A 25,821-nucleotide genomic window follows, 5' to 3' on the forward strand; every position below is an offset into this window, starting at 1 on the left:
TTTTAAGAATAATTGACCAGGTAGTCTGTTTTATATTATAGCAAAAACAGACCACTAGGTCAATTATTGAAGCTTGAAATTTTTCTAATAATAGATTTTATGTGAATTTTTTATAATATCCTTGTTAAAAAGGAAGTAAGGTTAAACATATGACGTACATAGAGTGATTTAAGATAATAAAATCAAATATCTTTTTATAAAAACATAAATATTATATTAGTAATAATATAATTCAAAGCTAATATAATAATTAAGATATTTAATAATAGAAGTCTATAGTACTAACTATATACTTTGATAGTTTTTTGGACATAATATGCTTTAAGAAACTATGAAGGAAGTGTGACAATATGCCAAAAGAAAATAGCCATCAAAAAGTTAATAGACTGGTAAATGAAAAAAGCCCATATCTATTGCAACACGCCTACAATCCAGTAGATTGGTTTCCATGGTCTGAAGAAGCTTTTTCTAAAGCAAAGTCAGAAAATAAACCAATTTTTCTTTCTATAGGCTATTCAACCTGCCATTGGTGGCAATAATTATTTATACCCGAAATTTTTGTCGATATATGCTTTTACTGAATGTAAATGTTCACTTATTTTATAAAATCAATCATCCCTAGCCAACTCTTTATTGCAATAGAATCTTTTTTTATTAGTTAGCATATATATTTGCCTAGTGGGAGATATAGAACCTTTTATTTTCACTTGTATTAACTCCCCATATTCTAGCTCATTATTAACATAGGATTTAGTAACAAATATATAGCCAAACCCTCCCTTAACAAAATCAATTATATAGGAAGTTTCATCAACTGAAAGTTTTAAAAGGGACTATCTTCGAATAGTTTAACTAACCATTAAAAAAATTTGTCGCCTAAAACTGCATAAAGTAAGGGTAATTGTAAACAAAGAACAGGAGACGGTTCTTTTTGCTTTTTGCATTTGTAATATTTACTAAAATGTGTTAAACTTATGCAAGATATAAAGACAGGGGCGATGTATTATGATGAAAATAAATATGATAATAATATTGTGCATGGCTCCCGGCATGGACGAATAGTGAAAAGTATCAATGAACATTTAAGCTGATTACCCGGGAGAAGTCAAATTTTACCGGGCATTTTTATGCTCTAATTTAAAGGAGGATAAAATGAAGAAAGAAATTACAAAGATTACATTAAGAGAAATAACAGCGGATAACTTCTGGGATATTATTGAATTAAATGTTTCAGAAGAACAAAAAGAACTAGTGGCATCTAATGCAGTTTCAATTGCACAATCTAAGGTTCAGCCAGAATGCATACCGATGGCTATATATTCAGATGATATACCAGTTGGATTTATCATGTATTGTATTGATAGAGATGATAATGAATATTGGATTTATAGATTAATGATAGACAAAAAATTTCAATCTAAAGGCTTTGGACGAAGGGCAATGGAAATTGTAATTAATATAATTAAAAAAGATTGTTCAAGAAATAAAATATACCTTGGAGTTGATAAGCAAGGTGTTGCATCTGTAAAGCTCTATGAAGTTCTAGGATTCAGATTTAATGGAAAAGTGTATGGGAAAGAGCATATTATGGTGATGGAGTATTAACTATCTATTATGAAAATAATCCTCTGGGAGGCAAATCTATAAGACAAGAGAGGGTATCGTGTGGATACCTGCTCTTGTCTTATTTTTTTATTTTGGCAATAAGATTATCTAAAAGACTTATACCAATGATACATCCAAGTTTTCGCATAATTGCATAGCAATCATCGAAAACTACAAGCATAGTATAATAGAAATATTAAACTCATAGCAAAGGATGTGTAATATTGTCAACAGAAAACACTTACAAATACACCAACAAACTAATCCAAGAAAAATCTCCTTATCTACTCCAACATGCTCACAATCCAGTGGATTGGCACTCATAGGGCGGAGAGGCTTTTTCAAGAACTGTTGCAGAAGACAAACCGATATTCTTATCCATAGGCTATTCCACATGTTACTGATCGCACTCCGGTTACTAAAACCAAAATATATTTTAATAATTATGGAGATTAGTGTTTCTCAAACATCATCGATAAAAAAATAAGCCTATAATACCTGTTAGAACAATAATAAATATTGGATTCATTTTATACTTTCTTAGTGAAAATAAAGAAATAATGAATACAATGATAGCGGTAATATTAAAATTAACAGCTTTAACATTGAGTAATGGCGAGCCCCAAAAGGCAATCAAAACGATTGTAGATGCAGAAGCCGCAATAAGTCCAACAGAAGTAGAGCGGAGTCCTTTCAATATATTGGAAATGATATCTATATCTTTATGTTTTCTGAAAAACCTGTATAAAATAATAGAAAGAATAAATCCAGATAGAATACATCCTAATGTGGCTACTATAGCTCCGAATATACCGGCAATGCGTATTCCAACAAAAGTTGAAGTGTTAACTGCTAAAGGCCCAGGGGTCATTTGGGAGATTGTAATAATATCAGTGAATTCTTGCAAAGTAAGCCAATGGTGGAAATCAACTACTTGTTCCTGTATTAATGGTATTGTAGCATAACCGCCACCGATACTAAATAAACCAATCTGTAAAAAACTTACTAACAAAATAATTATATTTTTAGTCATACCTTGCCCCTCCTTTCCTGCTTTTCAAATAAGCTTGTACAAAACATAGGAATGAGCAGAAAATAATAATTAAAACAACATTAATATTTAAAAAGAAACTAGCGAAGAATGAAGCAGGAACCATTAATGTTAACAACCAATTTTTTTCATCTAAAATTCCTTTACTCATATCAATGACTAAATCCACGATAGTAGCGGCGACGCCTGCCTCCATTCCTTTTAGGATTGAAGAAATAACTCTATTATCTCGAAATACACTATAACAAGAAGATATAACAGATAAAATAAGCAAAGGGGGGAGGACTGTTCCGATACAACAAATGATTGCACCTATAATTCCGGCAATACGATAACCTACTAATACAGAAATATTAACTGCAATTGCACCAGGTGTCGACTGCGAAATTGCTGCCATATCTAGTAGTTCCTGTTCACTAATTAACTTTAGATTATTTACGAAGTATTTTTGCATCATTGGTATAACAATGTATCCTCCCCCAAAGGTAAATGCACTTATAGAAAACATTATTCTAAACAAGGAAAAATAGAGTTTAAATTTTTTAGATTTCATAATGATAAAATTCTCCTCTACATATAAATTATTGACTTTTTATATTATACTCATAGAAATATAATAAGTAAAATAGTATAATATTATAATAAACATAACTAATTAGTAATGTAAGGGAGAGATTCATGTGAATTTGAGGCATTTGCGTATTTTTAAAACTGTATGCGAAGAAGAGAGTATTACAAAGGCATCTGAAAAGCTGTTTATGACACAGCCAGCAGTTTCTCATGCAATCAATGAACTAGAATGCTATTTAGGCATTTGTTTATTTGATAGAATTTCAAGAAGACTTTATTTAAATGAAACAGGCAAACTATTTTTAGGAAAAGCAATAAAGCTTTTAGATTTGTATGATGACTTGGAACAAAACTCTAAAGAATTAGAAGACAATGCAACTATCAAGATTGGATCAAGCATAACCATTGCAAATTTTATTTTACCTAAAGCAATAGCAAATTTTGAAACGGTTTGCAAGAATACTCCCACCAAGGTTATAATTGATAATGCTAGAAATATTGAAAATATGCTACTCAAGAATGAAATTGATTTAGGATTGATTGAGGGAGTTATTTATAAGGAAGAGTTAATAAAAATTCCATTTTCAAACTATAGATTGGCAGTACTTTGTTCGCCTGAACATAAATTTGTGTTAGAAAAATCGGTAGATGTTAATACGTTAATAAAGGAAAGATTATTGTTGAGGGAAGAAGGCAGTGCCATTCGTGATGTTTTTGACAGTGCATTATTATTACATAATATAACTGTAAACCCAGAGTGGACAAGTGTAAATTCACAGGCTTTAATCCATGCGGTAAAGCAAAACTTAGGGATAAGTGTGTTGCCCAAAATATTAGTGGAAAACGAACTTAGCAGTGGAGAGCTTTTTGAGGTGAAAGTAAATGATTTTAAATTAATCAGTGTAAATCATATTGTCTTTCATAAAGATAAGATCCAAACTAAGAATTATAAAACGCTAATCGAAATAATCAAGAATAAAGCAAGTGATAAATAGATCACCTCTATTAAAAAGAATATAAAGGATTCATCTAAGATTACTATTAAATTAATTATAGTAATCTTTTTTATTTAGGGAATAATACTTAAAAATGTAATATGAAAGACGGTGGTGTTATGCCTAATAATAAAATACCTAATCGATTGATTAATGAAAAATCCCCTTATTTACTTCAACATGCATATAATCCTGTAGATTGGTATCCATGGGGTGAAGAAGCGCTTGAAAAGGCTAAGGAAGAAGATAAGCCAATATTTCTGAGTATAGGATACAGCACATGTCACTGGTGTCACGTAATGGAAAGGGAGTCCTTTGAAGATGAAGAGGTGGCTCAATTATTAAATGAAAACTTTATAGCTATAAAAGTAGATAGGGAAGAAAGACCTGATATAGATAATATATATATGACATTTTGCCAAGCTCTTACTGGGCATGGAGGATGGCCTCTAACTGTATTTATTACTCCAGATCAAAAACCTTTTTATGCAGGAACCTATTTTCCTAAGAATAAGAAGTATGGACATACTGGGTTAATGGATATCTTGACTCAAATTTCAAAGCAGTGGAAAGATCGAAAGGATGAAATTATACAAAATAGTAAAGAGATAAGTGAAGCTATTGCAGGTATGGAATCTAATAAACGAAGTACAGAGGTTGAAAAGGACATTATACACAAAACTTTTGAAGAGTTAGAGTATTTATATGATCCACAATATGGAGGATTTGGTAAGCAACCGAAGTTTCCAACACCTCATAATTTAAGTTTTTTATTAAAGTATTGGTCGGCTACTAAAGAGAAAAAGGCTCTAGAAATAGTAGAAAATACTTTGAAAGCAATGTATAAAGGTGGAATGTTTGATCACGTTGGTTATGGATTTGCACGATACTCTGTAGATAGAAAGTGGCTAGTACCTCATTTTGAAAAGATGCTTTATGACAATGCTATGCTATCTATTGTATATTTAGAAACTTACCATGCTACAAGAAAAGAGATATATAAAGAGATTGCTGAAAAACTCTTCGAATATGTATTAAGAGATATGACTTCGCCCTTAGGAGGGTTTTATTCTGCAGAGGATGCAGACTCTGAGGGTATAGAAGGAAAGTTTTATGTGTGGACAGTTGATAAAATTGAATATGTTTTAGGTAAAGATGACGCTAAAATATATTGTAAGTATTATGATATAACAAATAAAGGTAACTTTGAGGGACATAATATACCTAATTTGATAAATCAAGATTTAGAGGATATAGGTCAAAATCAAGAGTTAAAAAACAAATTAGAGATTATGAATAGGAAGCTATTTGATATACGTAACAAAAGAGTCCATCCCCATAAGGATGATAAAATACTTACATCTTGGAATGGACTTATGATAGCAGCTATGGCATATGGTTATAGGGTTTTAGGTGAAGAAAAGTATTTAAATGGTGCCACTGATGCTACTGAGTTTATCTTCAAAAACCTTATTAGAGAAGATGGACGTCTATTAGCTAGATATAGAGATGGACATTCTGCATATTTAGGTTATATAGATGATTATGCATTTTTAATTTGGGGATTGTTAGAGCTATATGAAGCTACACTTAACGAAGACTTTTTAGAAAAAGCTATTAAATTGAATTATGATATGATTAAGCTATTTTGGGATGAAAATGATGGAGGGTTTTATCTTTATGGACATGATGCAGAACAACTTGTTATAAGACCTAAGGAAGTATATGATGGTGCTATTCCTTCGGGAAATAGTGTGGCAGCTTTAAATATGCTTAGGTTAGCTAGTTTAACAGGGGACACAAAATTAGAGGAACTAACAGAAAAACTATTGTATGCATTTGGAAATAGTGCTAAAGAACATCCTAATGCCCATACATTTTTAATGACTGCTACTTTGTTTTATTTTGCGCCAAAGACAGAAGTAGTAATTGTAGCTAATAAAAAGGACGATTTATATAATGAAATGATTATGGAAATAAATAATAGATTCATGCCATTTACAACTGTAGCTGTTAATATAAATAATCAACTAATAAAAAATATAGGTTCTAATATATTAGATAAGAAAATGAAAGATGACATAACTACTGCTCATGTTTGCTCTAACTTTGTATGCCATGAGCCAACTAATCAATTAGATCAGTTTATTAAGCTTATTGATACAGAGTATAGTTTTTTTGCTGATTAATACTACATAGTCAATTAAAATTTATTACAATTGAGCTTTGATTTTGTGTTATAATTCAGTGGTATACTTTTAACATATGATAGTTAGGGGGAGAAAAATTGCTACATGTAGTATTATTAGAACCAGAAATTCCGCAAAATACAGGAAATATTGCTAGAACCTGTGCTGCAACAGGAAGTGTACTTCACTTAATAGGTCCATTAGGGTTTTCTATAGATGAAAAGCATGTAAAGCGTGCAGGACTTGACTATTGGGATATATTAGACTTAAGGTATTATAACAGCTATAAAGAATTTTTAGAGAAGAACTCTAATGCCAAAATATACTATGCAACAACTAAAGCAGAAAAATCCCATAGTGATATGGAATACCCAAAGGAAGATTGTTATATAATGTTTGGTAAAGAAACTGCTGGTATTCCAAAAGATATATTAAATAATAACAAGGAAACTTGCATAAGAATTCCTATGGTAGACTTAGAAAGAGCAAGATCATTAAATTTATCTAATTCTGTTTCTATTGTAGTATATGAAGTGTTACGACAATATAATTATCCGAATATGAGATAGGGTAGCTATGGCTACTCTATTTTTATTCTATATAAGAAAGCTAGAACTATAAGTATTTTAAGTAGGTGAAATTTTTAGTTAGATTTTAAAATTTAAGTGCAACATAAGTATGTTAGATAGTGTAGGATGACTTTTGCTTTTAACATAGAAAATATTGTAAATTGATTAAATAAAGTATAGAATGGAATTAAATAAACAGTCAATTAATAATTAATTAATAGATAAGTTAAGTAGAATAATGGAGGAGATAAAATGAGTAAGATTCAAATTATTACAGATAGTATGATTGATGTTCCTAAAGATATTGTAGAAAAACATAATATTATAGTAATGCCTTTAACTATTATTTTTGGTGATAAAGAATATAGGGATGGTGTTGATTTAACAAACGCACAATTTTATGAAAAACTTACACAATCAGAAGAACTACCAAAGACTTCTCAAATAAGTCCGAATACTTTTATGCAGATATTTGAAAAAGCATTAGGTGAGGGCAAAGAAGTTTTGTGTATAAATGGCTCTTCAAGGGCAAGTGGTACACATCAATCAGCAATAATAGCTAAAAACTCATTAGAAACCAATAAAATCCAGGTTTTTGATACTATGGGGTTATCCTTCGGTGGCGGAATGTTTGTATATGAGGCCGCAAAAATGGCAGAGGAAGGAAAAAGCTTAAATGAAATAATTAATAGACTAAGTAAAATTAAGTTAAATGTGGACCATATTTTTACTGTTGATACTTTAGAATACTTGAAAAAAGGTGGTCGTTTGAACCCGATGAAAGCTACAATAGCAACTATGCTAAATATTAAGCCTATTTTAACAGTTGCAGAAGGATTAGTTGAGCCTTTGGATAAAGTAAGAGGAAGTAAAAAAGTAGTAGGTAAAATGATAGAGCTTGCAAAACAGCGTGGAAAAGATTTTGAGGATAAAGTAGTTGGTATTTCTCATGCAAGCTGTCCGGAAACTTTAGCTGTGTTAAAGGATCAAGTGCTAAGAGAGCTTAATCCAAAAGAAGTGATTGTTACTGAAATAGGATGTACGATAGGAACTCATGCTGGACCAGGTACATTAGCTATTTTTTACATTATTGAGTAGTTAAAATATAAGTACAAAAAATTAGATTTAATTGGATGTGGTGTTTAAATAACAATGGTGTTTAGTTAAACGCATTTTGGATATAAGAAAAATAGATTAACCTATGTGTTATTGCTAAAGTTAGCGAAAAGTTATAAAATGCTGAAAAGTCAGAATGAATTATTAAGAAATTTTAATTTGTTATAAATTTGACAATTTGAACATTCTTATGTAATGTCAATAAAACATGGGTAAAAATTTAATAAAAGTAGTTGCTACTGCCTAATATATATATTATAATGTGATTGAAGATAGACATTTAGAAAAATTTAGCATACTAATAATTTAATATTGTAACTGGAAGAAAAATGCGGGAGAGATTTGACATTTTAAATGTTAAACGCCGAAGGAAGAAGCTAAAAAGTTCGCCATTTTTTAGTGAATATCTCAGGCAAAAGGACCGTATTTGGACGGTACTCTGAAAAGCGTAATTTAGCACCGATGGGGCAATTTCTGCAGTTTGAGAAAGAAACTCTCAGGTTAATGAACAGAGCAACTATGACAACAAGGCGTTGTATTAGTTGCTCTGTTTTTGTATAATTAAGTAATTTTATGGAAATAACTCAAAGAGTAAATTTACGGAGGTAAAGTTGGGTGAAGGCAATAATTATTACAAATAATATGGAAGTTAGACAAAAATATAACAACGATTATAATATAGAGTTTGTTGATGGAAATTACTTAGACGTTTTATTCCTAGCAAGGAATAAAATACACGAAGGACACAGACTGTTAACCCACCCTTTATCAGGTAGTGTTAAACCTAACGAAACTCCTTACAAAAGTCTGGCCATATCCTGTGAAAAAGAAGATTTACATATTGATTCCTTAATGATTATAGAAGATAGCATTAGTACTGCTCAAAAATTTATTAGAATAAGGACTCCTAAGAAGTGGGATAATGAGATATTAAAAGATTTTATGGAAATTGATCGCACACTATTGGACAGTGCAATTGAAAGTATGAGGCAATTTAATTAGAATCTTAGCCAATATTTTAGCCTCAAATTCCATTAATTTAAAGTGTTATTTTTAATTAAGCATAAAAACTAATAAAATACGAAATTCAAAGGAGTGAAACACATGGAAAACATTTATGATGTAATTATAATAGGTGGAGGACCTGCTGGGTTATCAGCTGGACTTTATGCAGCTAGAGGTAAAATGTCAACATTGATTTTAGAAAAGGAAAAAGCAGGTGGGCAAATTGTAAGTACAGAAGAAGTTGCAAACTACCCAGGATCTATGCAAAATGCTACAGGACCAATATTAATAGATAGAATGGTAGAGCAATGTAATGAGTTTGGAGCAAAGTTTGAAAAAGATACAATAAAAGACATAAAAGTAGATGAGTCAATAAAGGTTTTAGTAGGAGAAAAAGCAACTTATAAAGCTAAATCTATAATTATAGCCTCGGGAGCTAACCCAAGGCCAATAGGTGCGCCAGGAGAAAGAGAATTAACTGGTAAAGGAGTATCCTACTGCGCTACTTGTGATGCAGATTTTTTTACAGACCTAGAGGTATTTGTTATTGGTGGAGGGGACTCTGCTGTTGAAGAAGCTATTTTCTTAACTAAATTTGCTAGAAAAGTAACTATAGTACATAGAAGAGATGAGCTTAGAGCTGCTAAATCTATTCAAGATAAAGCTTTCAACAATGCTAAAATTGACTTTATATGGGACAGTACTGTAACGGAAATTAAAGGCGATGGAATAGTTGAGAGTGTAGTATTTAAAAATTTAAAAACTGGTGAAACTACAGAGTATACAGCTAACGAAGATGATGGAACTTTTGGTATATTTGTATTTGTTGGTTATATCCCTGCGACCGAAATATTTAAAGGTATTATAAATATGGATGAAGTTGGATATATAATAACTGATGATAATATGAAAACCAATGTTCCGGGTGTGTTTGCAGCAGGAGATTGTAGGGTAAAATCATTAAGACAGGTTATTACAGCAGCTGCTGATGGAGCTATTGCAGCAATTCAAGCTGAAAAATATATAGAAAATGAACTAGAATAACAAGTTTAATACAACTTTAAGGAGGTGAAGGAAAATGATATCTGTTGATAAAGACACTTTTGAAAGTGAAGTACTTCAAGCTGAAGGGTATGTATTAGTAGATTATTGGAGTGATGGTTGTGAGCCATGCAAAGCATTAATGCCTGATATTATGGAGTTAAAAGAGCAATATGGTGACAAAATTAAATTTACTAAATTAAACACTACTCAGGCAAGAAGGCTAGCCATTAAGGAAAAGGTACTAGGTCTACCTACTATTGCTATCTATAACAATGGTGCAAAGGTAGATGAATTAACTAAGGATGATGCAACAAGAGCAAATATTGAATCAATGATTAAAAAATACTTATAACTAAACTGGCCTATAATGGGAACGAATTGAAAGTATTCAATTATAGGCCCTTAGAAATAAAGGGAGGTGAAGCTTGTGCGCTTAGAATTAGGAAAAATTTTCATTAATGATGTAAAGTTCGGAGATACTACTAAAGTAGAAAACGGCGTACTTTATGTCAATAAGGATGAAATGCTTAAAGAAATTGGTGGAGATGAACATATTAAAAGCATCGACATCGAATTAGCTCATCCAGGAGAAGAGGTTAGAATTACTCCAGTTAAGGACGTTATTGAACCTAGAGTTAAAGTTGAAGGTCCTGGAGGGATTTTTCCAGGGGTAATAAGTAAGGTTGATACTGTAGGTAGTGGCCGCACACATGCTTTAAAAAATGTGGCAGTAGTAACAGCAGGTAAAATCGTTGGTTTCCAAGAAGGTATCATCGATATGACTGGTCCTGGGGCAGAGTATACACCATTTTCCCAACTACACAACATAGTTGTTGTTGCAGAACCAGTTGATGGCTTAAAGCAATATGATCATGAGGCTGCTGTAAGAATGATAGGCTTTAAAGCTGCTATGTATTTAGGTGAAGCTGCAAGAAATGTAGAGCCTGATGAAGTAAAAGTTTATGAAACAGAACCTATCTTTGAATCAGCTAATAAGTATCCTGAATTACCAAAGATAGGATATGTTTACATGCTTCAAACTCAAGGTTTACTTCATGATACATATGTATATGGAGTAGATGCTAAGAAAATAGTACCTACCATCCTTTATCCAACAGAAATAATGGATGGTGCTATTGTAAGTGGTAACTGCGTTTCTGCTTGCGATAAAAATCCAACTTATGTCCATTTAAACAATGGAATTATAGAAGATCTATATGAGAAGCATGGTAAAGAAATAAACTTTGTTGGAGTAATTATTACAAACGAAAATGTTTACCTTGCAGATAAAGAAAGATCTTCAAATTGGACTGCTAAATTAGCTAAGTTCTTAGGATTAGATGGTGTTATTGTATCTCAAGAAGGTTTTGGTAACCCTGATACAGATCTTATTATGAACTGTAAAAAGATTGAAAATGAAGGCATTAAAACAGTTATTGTTACTGACGAATATGCTGGTAGAGATGGCGCTTCTCAATCTTTAGCGGATGCAGATCCAAAAGCTGATGCTGTTGTAACTAATGGTAATGCTAATGAGGTTATTGTACTACCTCCAATGAAAAAGATTATAGGAACAACAGATTACGTTGATAAAATTGCAGGAGGTTTCTCTGGTAGTTTAAGAGAAGATGGAAGCATTGAAGTAGAAATACAAGCAATAACAGGTGCTACTAACGAAACAGGATTTGGTAAATTAACATCTAAAGGTTTCTAATAACAAATTATATGATATTCACAATTGAAAAATTCGAAAAATTTAAAAATTAAATAATAATATAATAATGTAGAGAGGATGAAGCTGTATGGCAAGATTTGATGGAAAAAAGATCATCATTATCGGCGATAGAGATGGAATTCCGGGTCCAGCTATTGAAGAATGCCTAAAGGGTACTGGGGCAGAAGTAGTATTTTCAGCTACAGAATGTTTTGTCTGAACCGCTGCGGGTGCTATGGACCTTGAAAATCAACAAAGAGTAAAGGATCTAACTGAAAAATATGGAGCAGATAATGTTGTAGTACTTTTGGGTGCGGCAGAAGCTGAAGCATCTGGATTAGCAGCAGAAACTGTTACAGCAGGAGATCCAACCTTTGCAGGTTCATTAGCGGGAGTCCAGTTAGGACTAAGAGTTTTTCATGTAGTTGAGCCACAATTTAAAGATGAAGTGGACGCAGAAGTTTATGATGATCAAATTGGTATGATGGAAATGGTGCTTGACGTTGATTCTATCATCGAAGAAATGACTAATATTAGAAGTGAGTTTTCTAAGTATAACGATTAATTCGTGTTGATAAATAATTCCCGTTAAAAATGAGAGAGGGGGGAAAGTATGAGCAAGAAAAAAGTTGTTCATTATATAAATCAGTTTTTCGCTGGAATCGGTGGAGAAGAAAAAGCTGATATCAAGCCTGAGCTAAGAGAAGGAGTAGTAGGTCCTGGTATGGCTTTAAATGCAGCTATAAAAGAGGAAGCTGAAATTGTAGCAACTATTATTTGTGGTGACTCCTATTTCAACGAAAATCTTGAAGAAGCTAAGGCTGAAATCATTGAAATGGTTAAAAAATACAATCCAGATTTATTTATTGCAGGGCCTGCATTTAATGCTGGTAGATATGGTGTTGCTTGCGGAACTATTTCAAAAGCGATAAATGATGAATTGGGAATTCCTGTTTTAACAGGTATGTATATTGAAAACCCAGGTGCAGATATGTTTAAAAAGAGTATTTACATTATCGAAACTGGAAACTCAGCTGCAGCAATGAGAAAAGCTGTACCTGCAATGTCATCATTTGCTCTTAAACTATTAAGAGGTGAAGAAATTGGATCACCTGAAGAAGATAAATATATATCTAGAGGTATTAGAAAAAATTACTTTGCAGAAGAAAGAGGTGCAACAAGAGCGGTTAATATGCTTCTTAAAAAGTTAAAAGGCGAAGAATTTGTAACAGAATATCCAATGCCTGACTTTGATAGAGTTGAACCAAATGCTGCTGTTAAGAACCTAAGTAATATGAAAATTGCAATAGTAACTTCTGGTGGTATTGTACCTAAAGGCAACCCAGATAGAATTGAATCCTCAAGTGCTTCTAAATATGGTAAATATGACATTTCTGGATTTAATGATTTAACAGAGGCAGATCATGAAACTGCTCATGGTGGATATGACCCAGTATATGCTAACATTGATTCAGATAGAGTAATCCCTGTAGATGTTTTAAGGGATATGGAAAAAGAAGGTATTATTGGAGAGTTGCACAAATACTTCTATACCACAGTTGGAAATGGTACTTCCGTTGCAAGCTCTAAGAAATTTGCTGCTGAATTTGCAAAAGAATTATTAGCTGATGGTGTAGGTGCAGTTATACTCACCTCAACATGAGGCACCTGTACACGTTGCGGTGCAACAATGGTAAAAGAAATTGAGAGAGCAGGAATACCTGTAGTTCATATGTGTACGGTAGTACCAATATCACTAACTGTTGGTGCTAACAGAATCGTACCTACAATTGCTATTCCTCACCCATTAGGTAACCCTAATCTAGACCCTAATGAAGAAAAAGCATTAAGAAGAAAGCTTGTGCAAAAAGCTCTTGATGCTCTAACAACAGAAGTAGATGGGCAAACAGTATTTGAATAAGGTTTTCATATTAGAAATAAAATATAAATTAAATAGATGGGTGTTTGCTCACCCATCTATTTAAATATATACTGGATGCATTGTCAAGCTGTATGAAATTTATTTATAAATACAAAAAAATGTATTTAGTATATCTATAATAGATTAAAAAATTCCTTGGAGGTGTCTATTATGTCATATGCTGTAGCAAAGGCTGCTGGTTATGTTCTAGTACATACACCAGACATGATTCTTCACAATGGTACTACACAAACGATTGAAAAATCAGTAAATCCAAATTCTGAATATTTAAAGCAAGTCCCTAAGCATTTACGTAGTTTTGAAGAGGTTGTAACCTATCCTCCTAACCAAGTTTATATCGGATCAATGAAACCTGAAGAATTAAACAACTATGAAACTCCTTGGTATAACAAACAAGTAGAAGGGGCAACGAGAGAAGGTAAGTTAGGTGAGATAATGCCTCAAGATGAATTTATCGCTCTTATGAAAATATCCGATGTATTTGATTTAGTAAAACTAAATAAATCTTTTACAAGTATGGTTAAGGAAAAGTTAAACAAGCATCCTTTAATAACTGAGCAAATGGTTGCTAAGTTAAAAGATGGCGATGAAATGGATGATATTAACAAATATATTAATGAGCAACATGCTGAACCTCTTTATAACAATGAAGAAGTAGTAGGTTGTATTAAAAGAGCTCATGAAGTAGACGTAAATTTGAATGCACATGTTATTTTTGAAAATTTGGTTGTAAAGGCTTCTGGAGCTTTAGCCTTTATGCATCTTATAAATAAAAACAATATAGATCCAGCTTCAATTGATTATGTTATCGAATGCTCCGAAGAAGCTTGCGGAGATATGAACCAAAGAGGTGGAGGAAACTTTGCTAAGGCTATAGCCGAAATGGTTGGAGCTATTAATGCAACTGGGTCAGACACTAGAGGTTTCTGTGCTGCGCCAACTCATGCTTTAATTCAAGCTGCTGCCCTTGTGCAATCTGGAGTTTATGAGAATGTTGTTATTGTAGCAGGAGGAGCAACAGCAAAGCTTGGAATGAATGGTAAGGATCATGTGAAAAAAGAGATTCCTATACTTGAAGATGTTCTAGGTGGGTTTGCTACTCTAGTAAGTAAAAATGATGGTATCAATCCTATTCTTAGAACAGATTTAGTAGGTAGACATACAGTAGGCACTGGGTCTTCACCTCAGGCAGTTATTACATCATTAATTACTGCACCATTAGATAGGGGTGGATTAAAAATAACAGATGTTAACAAATATTCTGTTGAAATGCAAAATCCAGATGTTACAAAACCAGCTGGAGCAGGAGACGTTCCAGAGGCAAACTACAAGATGATAGCGGCTCTTGGAGTTAAGAGAAATGAACTTGAAAGAAAAGATGTGGCTACATTTGGACATGATCATGGTATGCCGGGATGGGCACCTACTCAAGGGCATATACCGTCAGGTGTTCCATATATTGGTCATGCTATTGAAGCTTTCAGTAATAATGAAATTGAAAGAGCTATGATCGTAGGTAAAGGAAGTTTATTCCTTGGTAGAATGACAAATCAATTTGATGGCGTATCCATTATTATGGAGAAGAATACAGGAGCTAAAGAAACACAAACTGGTAGAGTTTCAGAAACAGAAGTAAAATCTATGATAGCTGAAGCAATGAGAGAGTTTGCATCACACTTATTAGGGAAATAAGGGGTGATTTATAATGAGTGATAACAAAATTATAAAAGAAATGATCGGTAAAGTATTTAATGATATAGCTGATGCAATAGAAACGGGACAGTTTGGTAGCAAAGTGAAAGTAGGTATTACTACATTAGGTAGTGAGCATGGAGTAGATAACATAGTTAAAGGCGCCGAAATGGCAGCTAAAAATGGTCAAGAATATGAAATTATATTGATTGGACCTAAAGTAGATACAAACCTTAAAGTAGTTGAGGCAAATACTGAAGAGGAAGCCCATAAAAAGATGGAAGAGCTTTTAGACAGTGGCGAAATTCGTTCTTGTGTTACAATGCATTACAACTTCCCTATAGGTGTGTCAACTGTAGGAAAGGTTATTACACCAGCTAAGGGAAGAGAAATGTTTATAGCTACAACTACTGGAACCTCATCTCCCCATAGAGTAGAGGCTATGGTTAAAAATGCTTTGTATGGAATTATCGCTGCTAAAGCATCGGGAATCAAAAATCCAACAGTAGGGATTTTAAATGTAGATGGTGCAAGACAAGTTGAAAGAGCTCTAAAGGAACTGGATTCAAATGGATATAAGGTTAATTTTGTTGAATCGATGAGATCTGATGGTGGTGCTGTAATGAGGGGTAATGATCTTTTAGCAGGAACACCTGATGTAATGATTCAAGATACACTTACAGGAAATATCTTTATGAAAGTTTTCTCATCCTTTGCAACAGGTGGAGATTATGAAGCCTTAGGTTATGGATATGGTCCTGGTATTGGCGAAGGTTATGATAGAACAATACTAATATTATCTAGAGCCTCTGGAGTACCTGTAGTAGCTGGTGCTATTGAATACGCTGCCCAGTTAGTACAAGGTAACCTAAAGGAAGTTGCAAAGGCAGAATTTGCAGCAGCTAAAAAAGCAAAACTAGATGATATACTAAAAGCACTAACAAAAGACAATAAAAAATCTAAGGAATCCGAAGGTGAAGAAGCAGTAGCACCACCTACTGAAGTAGTTACAGGATCTATTTCGGGTATTGATATTATGGATTTGGAGGATGCTGTTAAGGCACTTTGGAAAAAAGGTATTTATGCAGAAAGTGGAATGGGTTGTACTGGACCTATAGTAATGGTTAATGAAGGAAAAATGAAGGAAGCTATGAAAGCATTGGTAGAAGTAGGGTTCATTGCAAAAGAGGCAGATCCTTGTTAAGAAACTTATTAAAAAGTGAATAAATAATAGTTTGAATTATAACCTCCTAAAATATGATTATATAAAAATTAATTGTTTTAATTATATTTAGGAGGTTTTGTTATATATATGAGTAAAGCTTTATTTTGCCAGCTCATATAGTGTATTGCATTTATATATTGTGTATATTATAATATTTATAGAAATATAAATTATGGTTTAAAATCTGACTATTGTACAAAATAGTTAAAAATGTTTAAAAGGGAGGATATTAAAAAGTGAAAAAAAGATCATTAGCGGTATTATTGGTTCTTGTTTTAATGATGTCATTAGTATTAACAGCATGTGGTGGAGGTAAGTCAAATGACGGAGTATCTTCAGAAACTCCAGAAGGTACAGACAATCAGCAAGCCGATGCAGGTGATTTCTTTGTAGGCCTTGTAACTGATATTGGTGGAATTGATGATAAATCATTCAACCAAGGTACATGGGAAGGTATTGAAAAATTTGCTAACGAATTTGGAACAGATAAGAACTTCCTTCAATCTGAAGAAGATGCAGATTATATACCAAATCTATCAGCTTTTGGAGATGAAGGAGCAGATTTAATAGTTGCACCTGGATTCTTATTTGAAGACGCAATGAAGCAAGTATCAGCAAATTTTCCTGACAGAAACTTCTTAATTCTTGATGCAAAAGTAGAGGCCGATAATGTAGCTAGTGCTCTTTTTGCAGAACACGAAGGTTCTTTTCTAGTAGGAGTAGCTGCAGCGCTAAAAGCTAAAGAAGCGGGCAAAGATACTGTTGGTTATATCGGTGGTATGGATTATGAATCTATACAAAAATTTGAAGCTGGATATGAAGCGGGTGTTTGGGCAATAGACCCTAATATGAAAGTTTTAGTTGAATATGCAGGGGCATTTGATAATGCCCAAACTGGTCAAGCATTAGCAGCTAAAATGTACGATCAAGGTGCATACGTTATTTATCATGCAGCTGGTGGTACTGGTAATGGATTAATTAAAGAGGCTCAAGATAGAAGAGTAAAAGGGCAAGACGTATGGGCTATAGGTGTTGACAGAGATCAATATGAAGATGGTATATATGAAGGTGATAAATCAGCTGTATTAACATCAATGATTAAACGTGTTGATGTTGCTGCTTATGACATTGCAAAACTTACTTTAGATGGCAAGTTCCCAGGTGGAGAAGTTCTTACTTTCAATTTAGAAAATGAGGGAGTTGGATTACCGGAAAACAATCCAAATCTATCTGATGAAATTGTAAAAAAAGCAAATGATTTTATACCTAAAATTATTTCTGGTGAAATTGAAGTATCACCTGTACCATCAAGATTACAAAAATAAAAATTTAATGATTCTATAGTTGTATTATAGGCTTAAATTTCATATAATAACTATAAAAAACCAAGATTTTATAGTCTTGGTTTTTTACTTAATAACGTAGCACGTAGGAAAGTACAAATTATATGAATATGATTTTCATAAAGTATATCTAGCAAAGGCTTCTTTGACTTAAAAATTTTAATAGAAGCCTTTGTTCATTAGTATAGTATTTATTTTAAAAATATGAGGTGTTAATTATGAGAGCAAAACAAAGTGAAATACTAGATACTATAAAAAGCAAAGGCTTAACCTATCAACAAAAACATCATAATTTAGCAAATATTGCAGAGAGACTTGTCGATCCAATAGAATTATTGAATTATACAAGTGAAGAAATGGAAGTAATAGAAAACAATATGATATGTGATTTAAACGAAGGATATGGAGTTTATAGACCAAGATATATTGTTCCAGATTATTCTGTTTTTATTAAAGAGGGATGTAAGTTTTTAGATTTAAATCCTCCAACTGATATAGATGAATTATTAGATGGACTTTTAATTTTATATAGTAACGTTCCATCAATAACAAGTTTTCCTGTTTTTATAGGTGAATTAGATCAATTAATAGATCCGTTTATAACAAATGAAGACGAAGATTATATAAAAATCAAACGATTTTTAAATCATATAGATAAGACTATTCCTGATTCATTTTGTCATGCTAATATAGGACCTAAGGCAAGTAAGGCAGGCGAATTGATTTTAAAAGCGGTAATTGAATTACAAAATCCTACTCCTAACATGACAATTAAATATAATAAAAATATTACTAATAGAGAATTTGCAAAGCTTGCAGCAAAAGCATGCTTAGTTGCTTCTAAACCATCATTCTCTAATGATGATTATTATATTAAAGATGTTGGTGAACATGGAATCGCAAGTTGTTATAACGCCCTTCCTATGGCTGGAGGTGCATATACTCTATTAAGGTTAAGATTAGGAACAATTGCTAAATCCTGTTCATCAAAGGAAGAACTAATTAATGAAGCTTTACCTAATTTAACCAATCACATGCTCTCTATGATAGATAAAAGAATAAAATTCATTGTTGAAGAGTCGAATTTCTTTGAAACCTCATTCTTAGTAGAAGAAGGCTTTATCAAAAAAGATAATTTTACAGCAATGCCGGCTATTGTTGGACTAGCAGAAGCTGTTAACCATGTATTAAAGCTTGAAGATAAAGATGAAAGGTTTGGACAATCGGAATATGGAGATGAAATTGCTCATGAAATATTAACAGCTATAGAAAAAATAGTGAATAATCATGAAGCCGTATATTGTGAAAGAACTAATAATCGTTATTTATTCCATGCTCAAGTAGGTGCTAGTTTAGATAATTCAGATAAAGAAAATACACCTGCACATAGGATTCCCGTAGGCGATGAACCAATATTACCACTTCATTTAACACAATCAGCGCAATTTCATAAATACTTCCCATCAGGAACAGGAGATTTATTTGCATTCGATCAAACATATCTTAATAATCTAGATGCAGTTTTGGATATAATTGAAGGAGCATTTAATAAAGGATATCGTTATATTACAACTTATCTACAAAACTCAGATTTAATAAGAGTTACGGGTTATTTAGTAAAGCGTAGCGAAGTTGAAAAGGCGAGAAGAGAAGAAATAGTTCTTAGAAATACAGCGATGTTAGGAATGGGTACAGACGACAATGCCCACGTATTTAGCAGAAGGACAAGGGATTAAAAATGGATATTAATAGAAACACTCTTCCGGTAAAGGATATTATTCCATTTGCTAATGTAGATGGTAGTGGAAATAGAACGACTATTTTTGTACAAGGCTGCAATTTAAATTGTATTTACTGCCATAATCCAGAAACAATAAAGCTGCCTTGTGAAGAAACAGAAGAGACTAAATATACAGTAGAACAACTTTTAGATGTAATTAAACAGTATGCTCCATATATAAGGGGCATTACTGTTTCTGGTGGAGAAGCTACTTTATATAGTTCATTTTTAGTAGATCTATTTAAAGAAGTTAAAAAGCTTGGGCTTACTTGTTATGTAGATACTAATGGAATTTTCAATAGAGAAAAAATAATAAATCTTATTGAAGTAACTGACAAATTTCTTTTTGATATTAAAGGAATTAATAATTTAGAAAGAGTAACTAGAAAAAGCATAGAACATAGTTTTGATAACTTAGAATATTTGCTAAGCTTAAATAAAATTGAAGAAGTTAGAACAGTTTGTATTGAGGATTATATTGATCTTGAAGGGACAATAAGGGAAGTATCAAAGCATATTAAAGAATATGGAGATGTAATATACAAATTAATAAGAGTCCATTATAGAGGATTAACAAAGGATCAAATTAAAGCTGTAAAAGACTCTGTGCCTTCTAAAGAAAAGATGATAGAACTTGAAAGACTAGCAAAATCTATAGGTGTAAAAAACATTGTTACAATATTATAAAGGATAGGAGAAGGACTATGGCATATGCGATTGAGATGTTAGGGATAACAAAAAAATTCCCCGGTATTAAAGCTAATGATAACGTTACATTATGTGTTGATAAAGGCGAGATTCATGCACTTCTAGGTGAAAATGGGGCAGGAAAATCAACCTTAATGAGTATTTTGTTTGGTCTTTATCAGCCAGACGAAGGTACTATTAAAGTAAATGAAAAAGAAGTTTTAATAAGTGATCCGAATATAGCTAATGAATATGGTATAGGTATGGTGCATCAGCACTTTAAACTTGTTGAAAACTTTACAGTAACAGAAAATATTATTCTTGGAATGGAGCCTAAAAAATCTTTTGGAAGAGTGGATATAAAAAAAGCAACAGAAAAAGTAAAAAAACTTAGTGATAAATATGGCTTAATGGTTGATCCTAATGCAAAAATTGAAGATATAACAGTAGGAATGCAACAAAGAGTTGAGATTTTAAAGATGCTGTATAGAAATGCTGAAATTTTAATTTTCGATGAGCCTACAGCTGTTTTAACACCACAAGAGATTAGAGAACTAATGAAAATAATGAAAGAATTAATAAAAGAAGGTAAGACAATTATTTTAATTACACATAAGTTAAAAGAAATTAAAGAAGTTGCAAATCGCTGTACAGTTCTTCGTAGAGGTAAATATATTGGAACTGTTGATGTTGCAAATACTACTGAAGAGCAAATGGCAGAAATGATGGTTGGTAGAGAAGTTAGCTTTGAGGTTGAAAAAACTTCAGCTAAGCCTAAAGATGTAGTTTTAGAAATTAAAAATTTAACTGTAAAGAATAATCGTAAGCTCGATGCTGTTAAAAACTTAAACTTAAAAGTACATGCAGGTGAAATACTTTGTGTTGCAGGTATAGATGGAAATGGACAATCTGAGTTAATAGAAGCTATAACAGGACTTAGAAAAATCGAAAGCGGTTCTATTTTACTTAATGGTGAGCCTATTGAAAATGAAAGCACTAGAAATAGAACATTAAAGGGAATAGGACATATACCAGAGGACCGCCAAAAATATGGACTAGTATTAGATTTTAAATTAGAAGAAAATATGGTTCTACAAAAATATTTTATGGAGCCATTTTCGAAAAACGGAATCTTAAATTTTAACGAGATTAGAAAGTATTCTGATACTCTTATTGAAGAGTTTGATGTACGAAGTGGTAAAGGAAGTTTATCTGAAACTAGAGGTATGTCTGGAGGAAATCAGCAAAAGGCTATTATTGCAAGAGAGGTTGAACGTTCTCCAGAACTTTTAATTGCTGCTCAACCAACTCGTGGGCTTGATGTAGGAGCTATTGAATATATTCATAATCGTTTAGTACAGGAAAGAGATAAAGGTAAAGCCGTGCTTTTAATGTCTCTTGAAATGGAAGAAGTTTTAAATCTTTCTGATAAAATAGCAGTTATATATGAAGGTGAAATTGTTGGTATTGTAAATACTAATGATACTGATGAAAATCAGCTTGGCTTAATGATGGCCGGTTCTAAAAAAGGAGGCACTATTTCCGATGAATAAGATTAAAAATTTTATAGCGAATAAAAAAAATCATGGTTTCATTATTCCTATAATTGCTATTTTACTTGGTTTTTTAGTTGGTTCTTTAATCATGCTATTTACTGGTTTAAATCCTAAGGATCTATTTATTTCACTTGTAAGAGCAATTACTGGAATCAATGTAAATAATATTGGAACAAATAAAGAAATTTTCAATGCCAGATATATAGGTGAATATTTTGTATATGTAATGCCTTTAATACTAACTGGCTTATCTGTAGCCTTTGCATTTAGAACAGGTTTATTTAATATAGGTGCTGAAGGGCAAGTAATGCTTGGTGCTTTTATGGCAACTTATGTTGCTTTAACTGTTAATTTACCAAAGTCAATACTTTTGCCAGCTGTTATAATATCAGGAGCTTTAGCAGGAGCTTTATGGGGCTTTATTCCGGGTATATTAAAAGCTAAATTTAATGTTAGTGAGGTTGTTGTAACTATTATGCTAAACTATGTAGGACTTTATACTACAAACTATTTTATTAGAAGTCTTCCAGGTAGTACAAGTACTAGAACAGTTGATCTTCCGGCAGCTAGTCTTTTAAAAAGTGATCTTTTAGCTGGTCTCACTAATAATTCAAGGCTTCATTATGGATTTATAGTTGTCATTTTAGCAGTTCTAGCTTTTTGGTTTATTATAGAGAAAACAACATTTGGATATGAATTAAAGTCAGTTGGATACAATCCATTTGCTTCTCGTTACGCTGGAATGAAAGTTGAAAGAAATGCGGCTTTATCTATGGCTATAGCAGGTGCTTTTTCAGGTCTTGCAGGAGCAATTTTAGTATCAGGAACATTTGGATATGGGCGTGTTTTAGGTAGTTTTGAAAACTATGGTTTTGATGGTATAGCTGTAGCATTAATTGGTGGAAGTACAGCCTTTGGTTCAGTATTAGGTGGGTTACTATTTGGAGCACTTAAAGCCGCACAACCTATTATGCAAATAAACAGAATTCCTAGAGATATTGCAATTATAATTATAGCTTCTATAGTTATTTTTATAGCTATGCGAAATGGCATAAAAATGGCATTAGAAAAGGTCAAAGTTAAGGAGGTTGAAAAATAATGGAAACTATTTACTCAATGTTAGTATTAACACTTATTTTTTCTACTCCAATTGTTATAACCTCCTTAGGTGGATTGTTTTCTGAACGAAGCGGTATAGTTAATATTGCTCTTGAAGGATTAATGATGTTTGGTGGTTTTGGAGCAGCTACAGCACTTGTTTTTTTACATGGATCAGTACCATTTGCACCTTGGTTAGCTCTTATTGCAGGTATGACTTTTGCAGCTTTGATATCAGTTATACATGCATATTTAAGTATAAATTTAAATGCAGACCAAATAATATCTGGAACAGCAATTAATTTACTAGCTACAGGCGTGACGATATACTTAGCACAGATAATATTTGGACAACAAAGAACACAAACATTTAGTGGAAGTTTTAGAAAAACTACCTATCCAGTATTAAGTGATATACCAGTAATAGGAGATATTTTCTTTACTAATATTTATCCTACAGTATATCTTGCGTTTATTTTAGTATTAGCTGCTTGGTATATTCTGTACAAGACTCCATTTGGTTTAAGGCTAAGAGCAACAGGAGAGCATCCACATGCGGTAGACAGTATGGGAGTTAGTGTAAAGAAGATGAGATATATCGGTGTTATTGTATCGGGAGCTTTAGCAGGACTTGGTGGAGGAATACTGGTATTAACTCAAGATACACAGTATACTGTTATGAGTATTAGTGGTACAGGGTTTATAGCACTTGCGGCATTAGTATTTGGTAGATGGAAACCAGCTGGACTTCTGGGTGCAGGTTTGTTTTTTGGTTTTTCTAGAATATTTAGTATATATTCTAATAGTTTTTCATTTCTACGAAAATTACCAAACGAATTTTTCTTTGCCCTTCCTTATCTATTGACAATTGTAGCTCTTGTAATATTCAGTAGACAATCTGTTGGACCAAAAGCAGCAGGTAAAGCCTATGATAAAGGTGAAAGATAAACGAAGAATAAAAAGTCCCTTAGTAGGGACTTTTTATTATGCAATCTTTATGCCAATCCAAAGAAAATTACGTAAATACTTTATTAAATTCAGGTTAAATGGTATAATGGCACTATACGAAGTTTGAAGAAGGGTGATCTATATGAGAATGGGTTTTAACTTACAACTAGAGCAATCCCAGAAATTGATTATGACTCCACAATTGCAACAGGCTATTCAAATTTTACAATTTAATTCCTTAGAGCTGGAGAAATATATTAATGAGCAATTAGAAAAAAACCCTGTATTAGAAGCGAATGTTGAGAAAGAAAGACAGGATATATCAGATAAAAAAACTGAAGAAGATAAAATTAAAGAAATTAATTGGAAGGAATATATTGAAGACTTCAACAACTACGAATATACAAGAGGTAGTTATTATAATGAAGAAAATGAATTTAACTATGAAAATATTGTTTCAAGAGAATCTACACTACAGGAGTATCTGTTATTTCAATATCATCTAACTTTATTAGATAGAAAATATTTCGTAATAGGAGAGTATATAATAAATAGTCTAGATGATAGAGGATATTTGATGGCTACTGTTGAAGAAATTGCTGACTATTTTAAAGAAGAAAAACATATAGTCGAAAGTATTTTGCAAATAATCCAAACTTTTGATCCTCCAGGTGTAGGAGCAAGGACTCTTGAGGAATGTTTATTACTTCAATTACGCTCTTTAGAAATAAAAGATGAAAAAATTTATAAACTTATTGCAGACTATCTTCCTGAAATTGCTTCTAATAAATATCCTTACATTGCTAAGAAATTAGGAGTTAGTATTGGCCAAATTCAGCAATATTGCGATTTTATAAAAACCTTAGAGCCAAAACCAGGTAGAAGATTTACACCCAATCAAAATAGATATATTACTCCTGATATTGTAGTTAAAAAAATAGGAAACGAGTACACAATATTAACTAATGATTACAACGGACCACGACTAACCATTCGTGAGGATTATAAAAGAATGATGACTTCTAGTGATGAAAATTCTGATGTTGTAAAATTTTTAAATGAGCAATTTAATTCTGCAGCTTGGCTAATTAAAAGTATTGAGCAAAGAAAGCAAACTATTTATAAGGTTGCAGAAGTAATAATAAAAAAACAGATGGCCTTTTTTGAAAAGGGGAAAAAATATTTAAGACCTATGACACTAAAAGAAATTGCGGATGAAATCGAAGTTCATGAGTCTACAGTTAGTAGGGCTACCAATGGTAAGTATATCGAAACTCCACTTGGTATATTCGAATTAAAATATTTCTTTTCTAGTGGAGTAGAGGGAAATGAAGGTATAGGCATTTCATCAGAAAGTATAAAGAGTTTTATACAAGATATAATTAATGAAGAAGATCCTAAAAAGCCTTTAAGTGATGATAAAGTAGTTAATAAATTGAAGATTAAAGGTATAAATATATCAAGAAGAACTGTAGCAAAGTATAGAGATGAGATGGGTATATTAGCATCTTCAAAGAGAAAAAGGTATTAAAAATTATTGATTTAGAAATAGGTCTAGAATAATTAAGCAATCCTAATATTATAGGGATTGCTTGATTATTCTAGACCTTTTTATTGCTTACTAGAGTATAAGTTTATTAACATTGGACATTTTTAAAAGAAGTAGAAAATTGGTAGGTAATATTTTTTTAA

General features: G+C 32.2%; 24 protein-coding genes and 2 riboswitches. Of the genes, 22 read left to right on the plus strand and 2 right to left on the minus strand.

The features are described from left to right. Positions 1–350 precede the first annotated feature (350 nt). From KQI88_RS03210 to KQI88_RS18630, 3 genes are all read left to right on the plus strand, one after another. Positions 351–539: a DUF255 domain-containing protein gene (locus tag KQI88_RS03210; RefSeq protein ID WP_246579092.1), complete on the plus strand. Its 189-nt coding sequence runs from the start codon at positions 351–353 to the stop codon at positions 537–539. Positions 540–1,152: 613 nt separating this feature from the next. Next, positions 1,153–1,605: a GNAT family N-acetyltransferase gene (locus KQI88_RS03215; RefSeq protein WP_216414906.1), complete on the plus strand. Its 453-nt coding sequence runs from the start codon at positions 1,153–1,155 to the stop codon at positions 1,603–1,605. 224 nt (positions 1,606–1,829) lie between these two features. Then, positions 1,830–1,931 (plus strand): DUF255 domain-containing protein, encoded by a 102-nt coding sequence (locus tag KQI88_RS18630; protein ID WP_408629710.1) that lies wholly within the window; start codon positions 1,830–1,832, stop codon positions 1,929–1,931. A gap of 143 nt (positions 1,932–2,074) precedes the next feature. Here KQI88_RS18630 and KQI88_RS03225 read toward each other — a convergent pair whose 3' ends face one another. Both KQI88_RS03225 and KQI88_RS03230 read right to left on the minus strand, forming a co-directional pair. Next, the gene (locus KQI88_RS03225) at positions 2,075–2,638 is read right to left on the minus strand and encodes a chromate transporter (RefSeq protein ID WP_216414907.1); all 564 of its coding nucleotides are present in this window, start codon (positions 2,636–2,638) and stop codon (positions 2,075–2,077) included. Then, complete coding sequence (locus KQI88_RS03230) at positions 2,631–3,209, minus strand: chromate transporter (RefSeq protein ID WP_216414908.1); 579 nt, start codon at positions 3,207–3,209, stop codon at positions 2,631–2,633. Before KQI88_RS03230 ends, KQI88_RS03225 begins: the two co-directional genes overlap by 8 nt. 127 nt (positions 3,210–3,336) lie before the next feature. Here KQI88_RS03230 and KQI88_RS03235 point away from each other — a divergent pair, with 127 nt between their 5' ends. From KQI88_RS03235 to rpoN, 19 genes are all read left to right on the plus strand, one after another. Then, positions 3,337–4,221 (plus strand): LysR substrate-binding domain-containing protein, encoded by an 885-nt coding sequence (locus tag KQI88_RS03235; RefSeq protein WP_216414909.1) that lies wholly within the window; start codon positions 3,337–3,339, stop codon positions 4,219–4,221. Positions 4,222–4,340: 119 nt separating this feature from the next. Continuing rightward, on the plus strand, positions 4,341–6,410 hold the full coding sequence (locus KQI88_RS03240) for a thioredoxin domain-containing protein (protein ID WP_216414910.1): 2,070 nt from the start codon (positions 4,341–4,343) through the stop codon (positions 6,408–6,410). Positions 6,411–6,508: 98 nt separating this feature from the next. Next, positions 6,509–6,979 (plus strand): tRNA (uridine(34)/cytosine(34)/5-carboxymethylaminomethyluridine(34)-2'-O)-methyltransferase TrmL, encoded by a 471-nt coding sequence (gene trmL, locus KQI88_RS03245; protein ID WP_216414911.1) that lies wholly within the window; start codon positions 6,509–6,511, stop codon positions 6,977–6,979. Positions 6,980–7,231: 252 nt separating this feature from the next. After that, a complete protein-coding gene (locus KQI88_RS03250; protein WP_216414912.1) occupies positions 7,232–8,077 on the plus strand; it encodes a DegV family protein in 846 nt (281 codons plus the stop codon). 340 nt (positions 8,078–8,417) lie between these two features. Next, a riboswitch (glycine riboswitch) is annotated at positions 8,418–8,529 on the plus strand. A 1-nt stretch (position 8,530) separates the two neighbouring features. Continuing rightward, positions 8,531–8,611: riboswitch (glycine riboswitch) on the plus strand. A gap of 99 nt (positions 8,612–8,710) precedes the next feature. Further along, positions 8,711–9,097 carry a GrdX family protein gene (locus tag KQI88_RS03255; protein ID WP_216414913.1) on the plus strand — a complete coding sequence of 129 codons (387 nt, stop codon included), beginning with the start codon at positions 8,711–8,713 and terminating at the stop codon, positions 9,095–9,097. Between the two features lie 102 nt (positions 9,098–9,199). After that, positions 9,200–10,144, plus strand: coding sequence for a thioredoxin-disulfide reductase (trxB, locus tag KQI88_RS03260; protein ID WP_216414914.1), 945 nt, complete (start codon positions 9,200–9,202; stop codon positions 10,142–10,144). A gap of 34 nt (positions 10,145–10,178) precedes the next feature. Beyond that, positions 10,179–10,496 (plus strand): thioredoxin TrxA, encoded by a 318-nt coding sequence (trxA, locus tag KQI88_RS03265; RefSeq protein WP_216414915.1) that lies wholly within the window; start codon positions 10,179–10,181, stop codon positions 10,494–10,496. Between the two features lie 75 nt (positions 10,497–10,571). Continuing rightward, positions 10,572–11,858 carry a glycine/sarcosine/betaine reductase component B subunit gene (locus KQI88_RS03270; protein ID WP_216414916.1) on the plus strand — a complete coding sequence of 429 codons (1,287 nt, stop codon included), beginning with the start codon at positions 10,572–10,574 and terminating at the stop codon, positions 11,856–11,858. An 88-nt stretch (positions 11,859–11,946) separates the two neighbouring features. Continuing rightward, positions 11,947–12,423 carry a glycine/sarcosine/betaine reductase complex selenoprotein A gene (gene grdA, locus KQI88_RS03275; RefSeq protein WP_212379220.1) on the plus strand — a complete coding sequence of 159 codons (477 nt, stop codon included), beginning with the start codon at positions 11,947–11,949 and terminating at the stop codon, positions 12,421–12,423. 48 nt (positions 12,424–12,471) lie between these two features. After that, positions 12,472–13,779: a glycine reductase complex selenoprotein B gene (grdB, locus tag KQI88_RS03280; protein ID WP_216414917.1), complete on the plus strand. Its 1,308-nt coding sequence runs from the start codon at positions 12,472–12,474 to the stop codon at positions 13,777–13,779. Positions 13,780–13,950: 171 nt separating this feature from the next. After that, positions 13,951–15,492: a glycine/sarcosine/betaine reductase complex component C subunit beta gene (gene grdC / locus KQI88_RS03285; RefSeq protein ID WP_216414918.1), complete on the plus strand. Its 1,542-nt coding sequence runs from the start codon at positions 13,951–13,953 to the stop codon at positions 15,490–15,492. Positions 15,493–15,505: 13 nt separating this feature from the next. Continuing rightward, a complete protein-coding gene (gene grdD / locus KQI88_RS03290) occupies positions 15,506–16,696 on the plus strand; it encodes a glycine/sarcosine/betaine reductase complex component C subunit alpha (protein WP_216414919.1) in 1,191 nt (396 codons plus the stop codon). 257 nt (positions 16,697–16,953) lie between these two features. Beyond that, positions 16,954–18,042: a BMP family lipoprotein gene (locus tag KQI88_RS03295; protein WP_216414920.1), complete on the plus strand. Its 1,089-nt coding sequence runs from the start codon at positions 16,954–16,956 to the stop codon at positions 18,040–18,042. Positions 18,043–18,278: 236 nt separating this feature from the next. Continuing rightward, positions 18,279–19,796: a YjjI family glycine radical enzyme gene (locus tag KQI88_RS03300; protein WP_216414921.1), complete on the plus strand. Its 1,518-nt coding sequence runs from the start codon at positions 18,279–18,281 to the stop codon at positions 19,794–19,796. Between the two features lie 2 nt (positions 19,797–19,798). Next, a complete protein-coding gene (locus KQI88_RS03305; protein WP_216414922.1) occupies positions 19,799–20,527 on the plus strand; it encodes a radical SAM protein in 729 nt (242 codons plus the stop codon). A 17-nt stretch (positions 20,528–20,544) separates the two neighbouring features. Beyond that, a complete protein-coding gene (locus tag KQI88_RS03310) occupies positions 20,545–22,080 on the plus strand; it encodes an ABC transporter ATP-binding protein (protein ID WP_216414923.1) in 1,536 nt (511 codons plus the stop codon). Further along, entirely contained in the window at positions 22,073–23,182 is a 1,110-nt protein-coding gene (locus KQI88_RS03315; RefSeq protein ID WP_216414924.1) for an ABC transporter permease, read from the plus strand. Before KQI88_RS03310 ends, KQI88_RS03315 begins: the two co-directional genes overlap by 8 nt. Next, the gene (locus KQI88_RS03320; protein ID WP_216414925.1) at positions 23,182–24,129 is read left to right on the plus strand and encodes an ABC transporter permease; all 948 of its coding nucleotides are present in this window, start codon (positions 23,182–23,184) and stop codon (positions 24,127–24,129) included. The genes KQI88_RS03315 and KQI88_RS03320 overlap by 1 nt, the downstream gene beginning before the upstream one ends. Before the next feature lie 142 nt (positions 24,130–24,271). Further along, positions 24,272–25,660 carry an RNA polymerase factor sigma-54 gene (gene rpoN, locus KQI88_RS03325; RefSeq protein ID WP_216414926.1) on the plus strand — a complete coding sequence of 463 codons (1,389 nt, stop codon included), beginning with the start codon at positions 24,272–24,274 and terminating at the stop codon, positions 25,658–25,660. Positions 25,661–25,821 lie beyond the last annotated feature (161 nt).

This window comes from Alkaliphilus flagellatus (assembly GCF_018919215.1).
Taxonomy (GTDB): Bacteria; Bacillota; Clostridia; order Peptostreptococcales; family Natronincolaceae; genus Alkaliphilus_B; species Alkaliphilus_B flagellatus.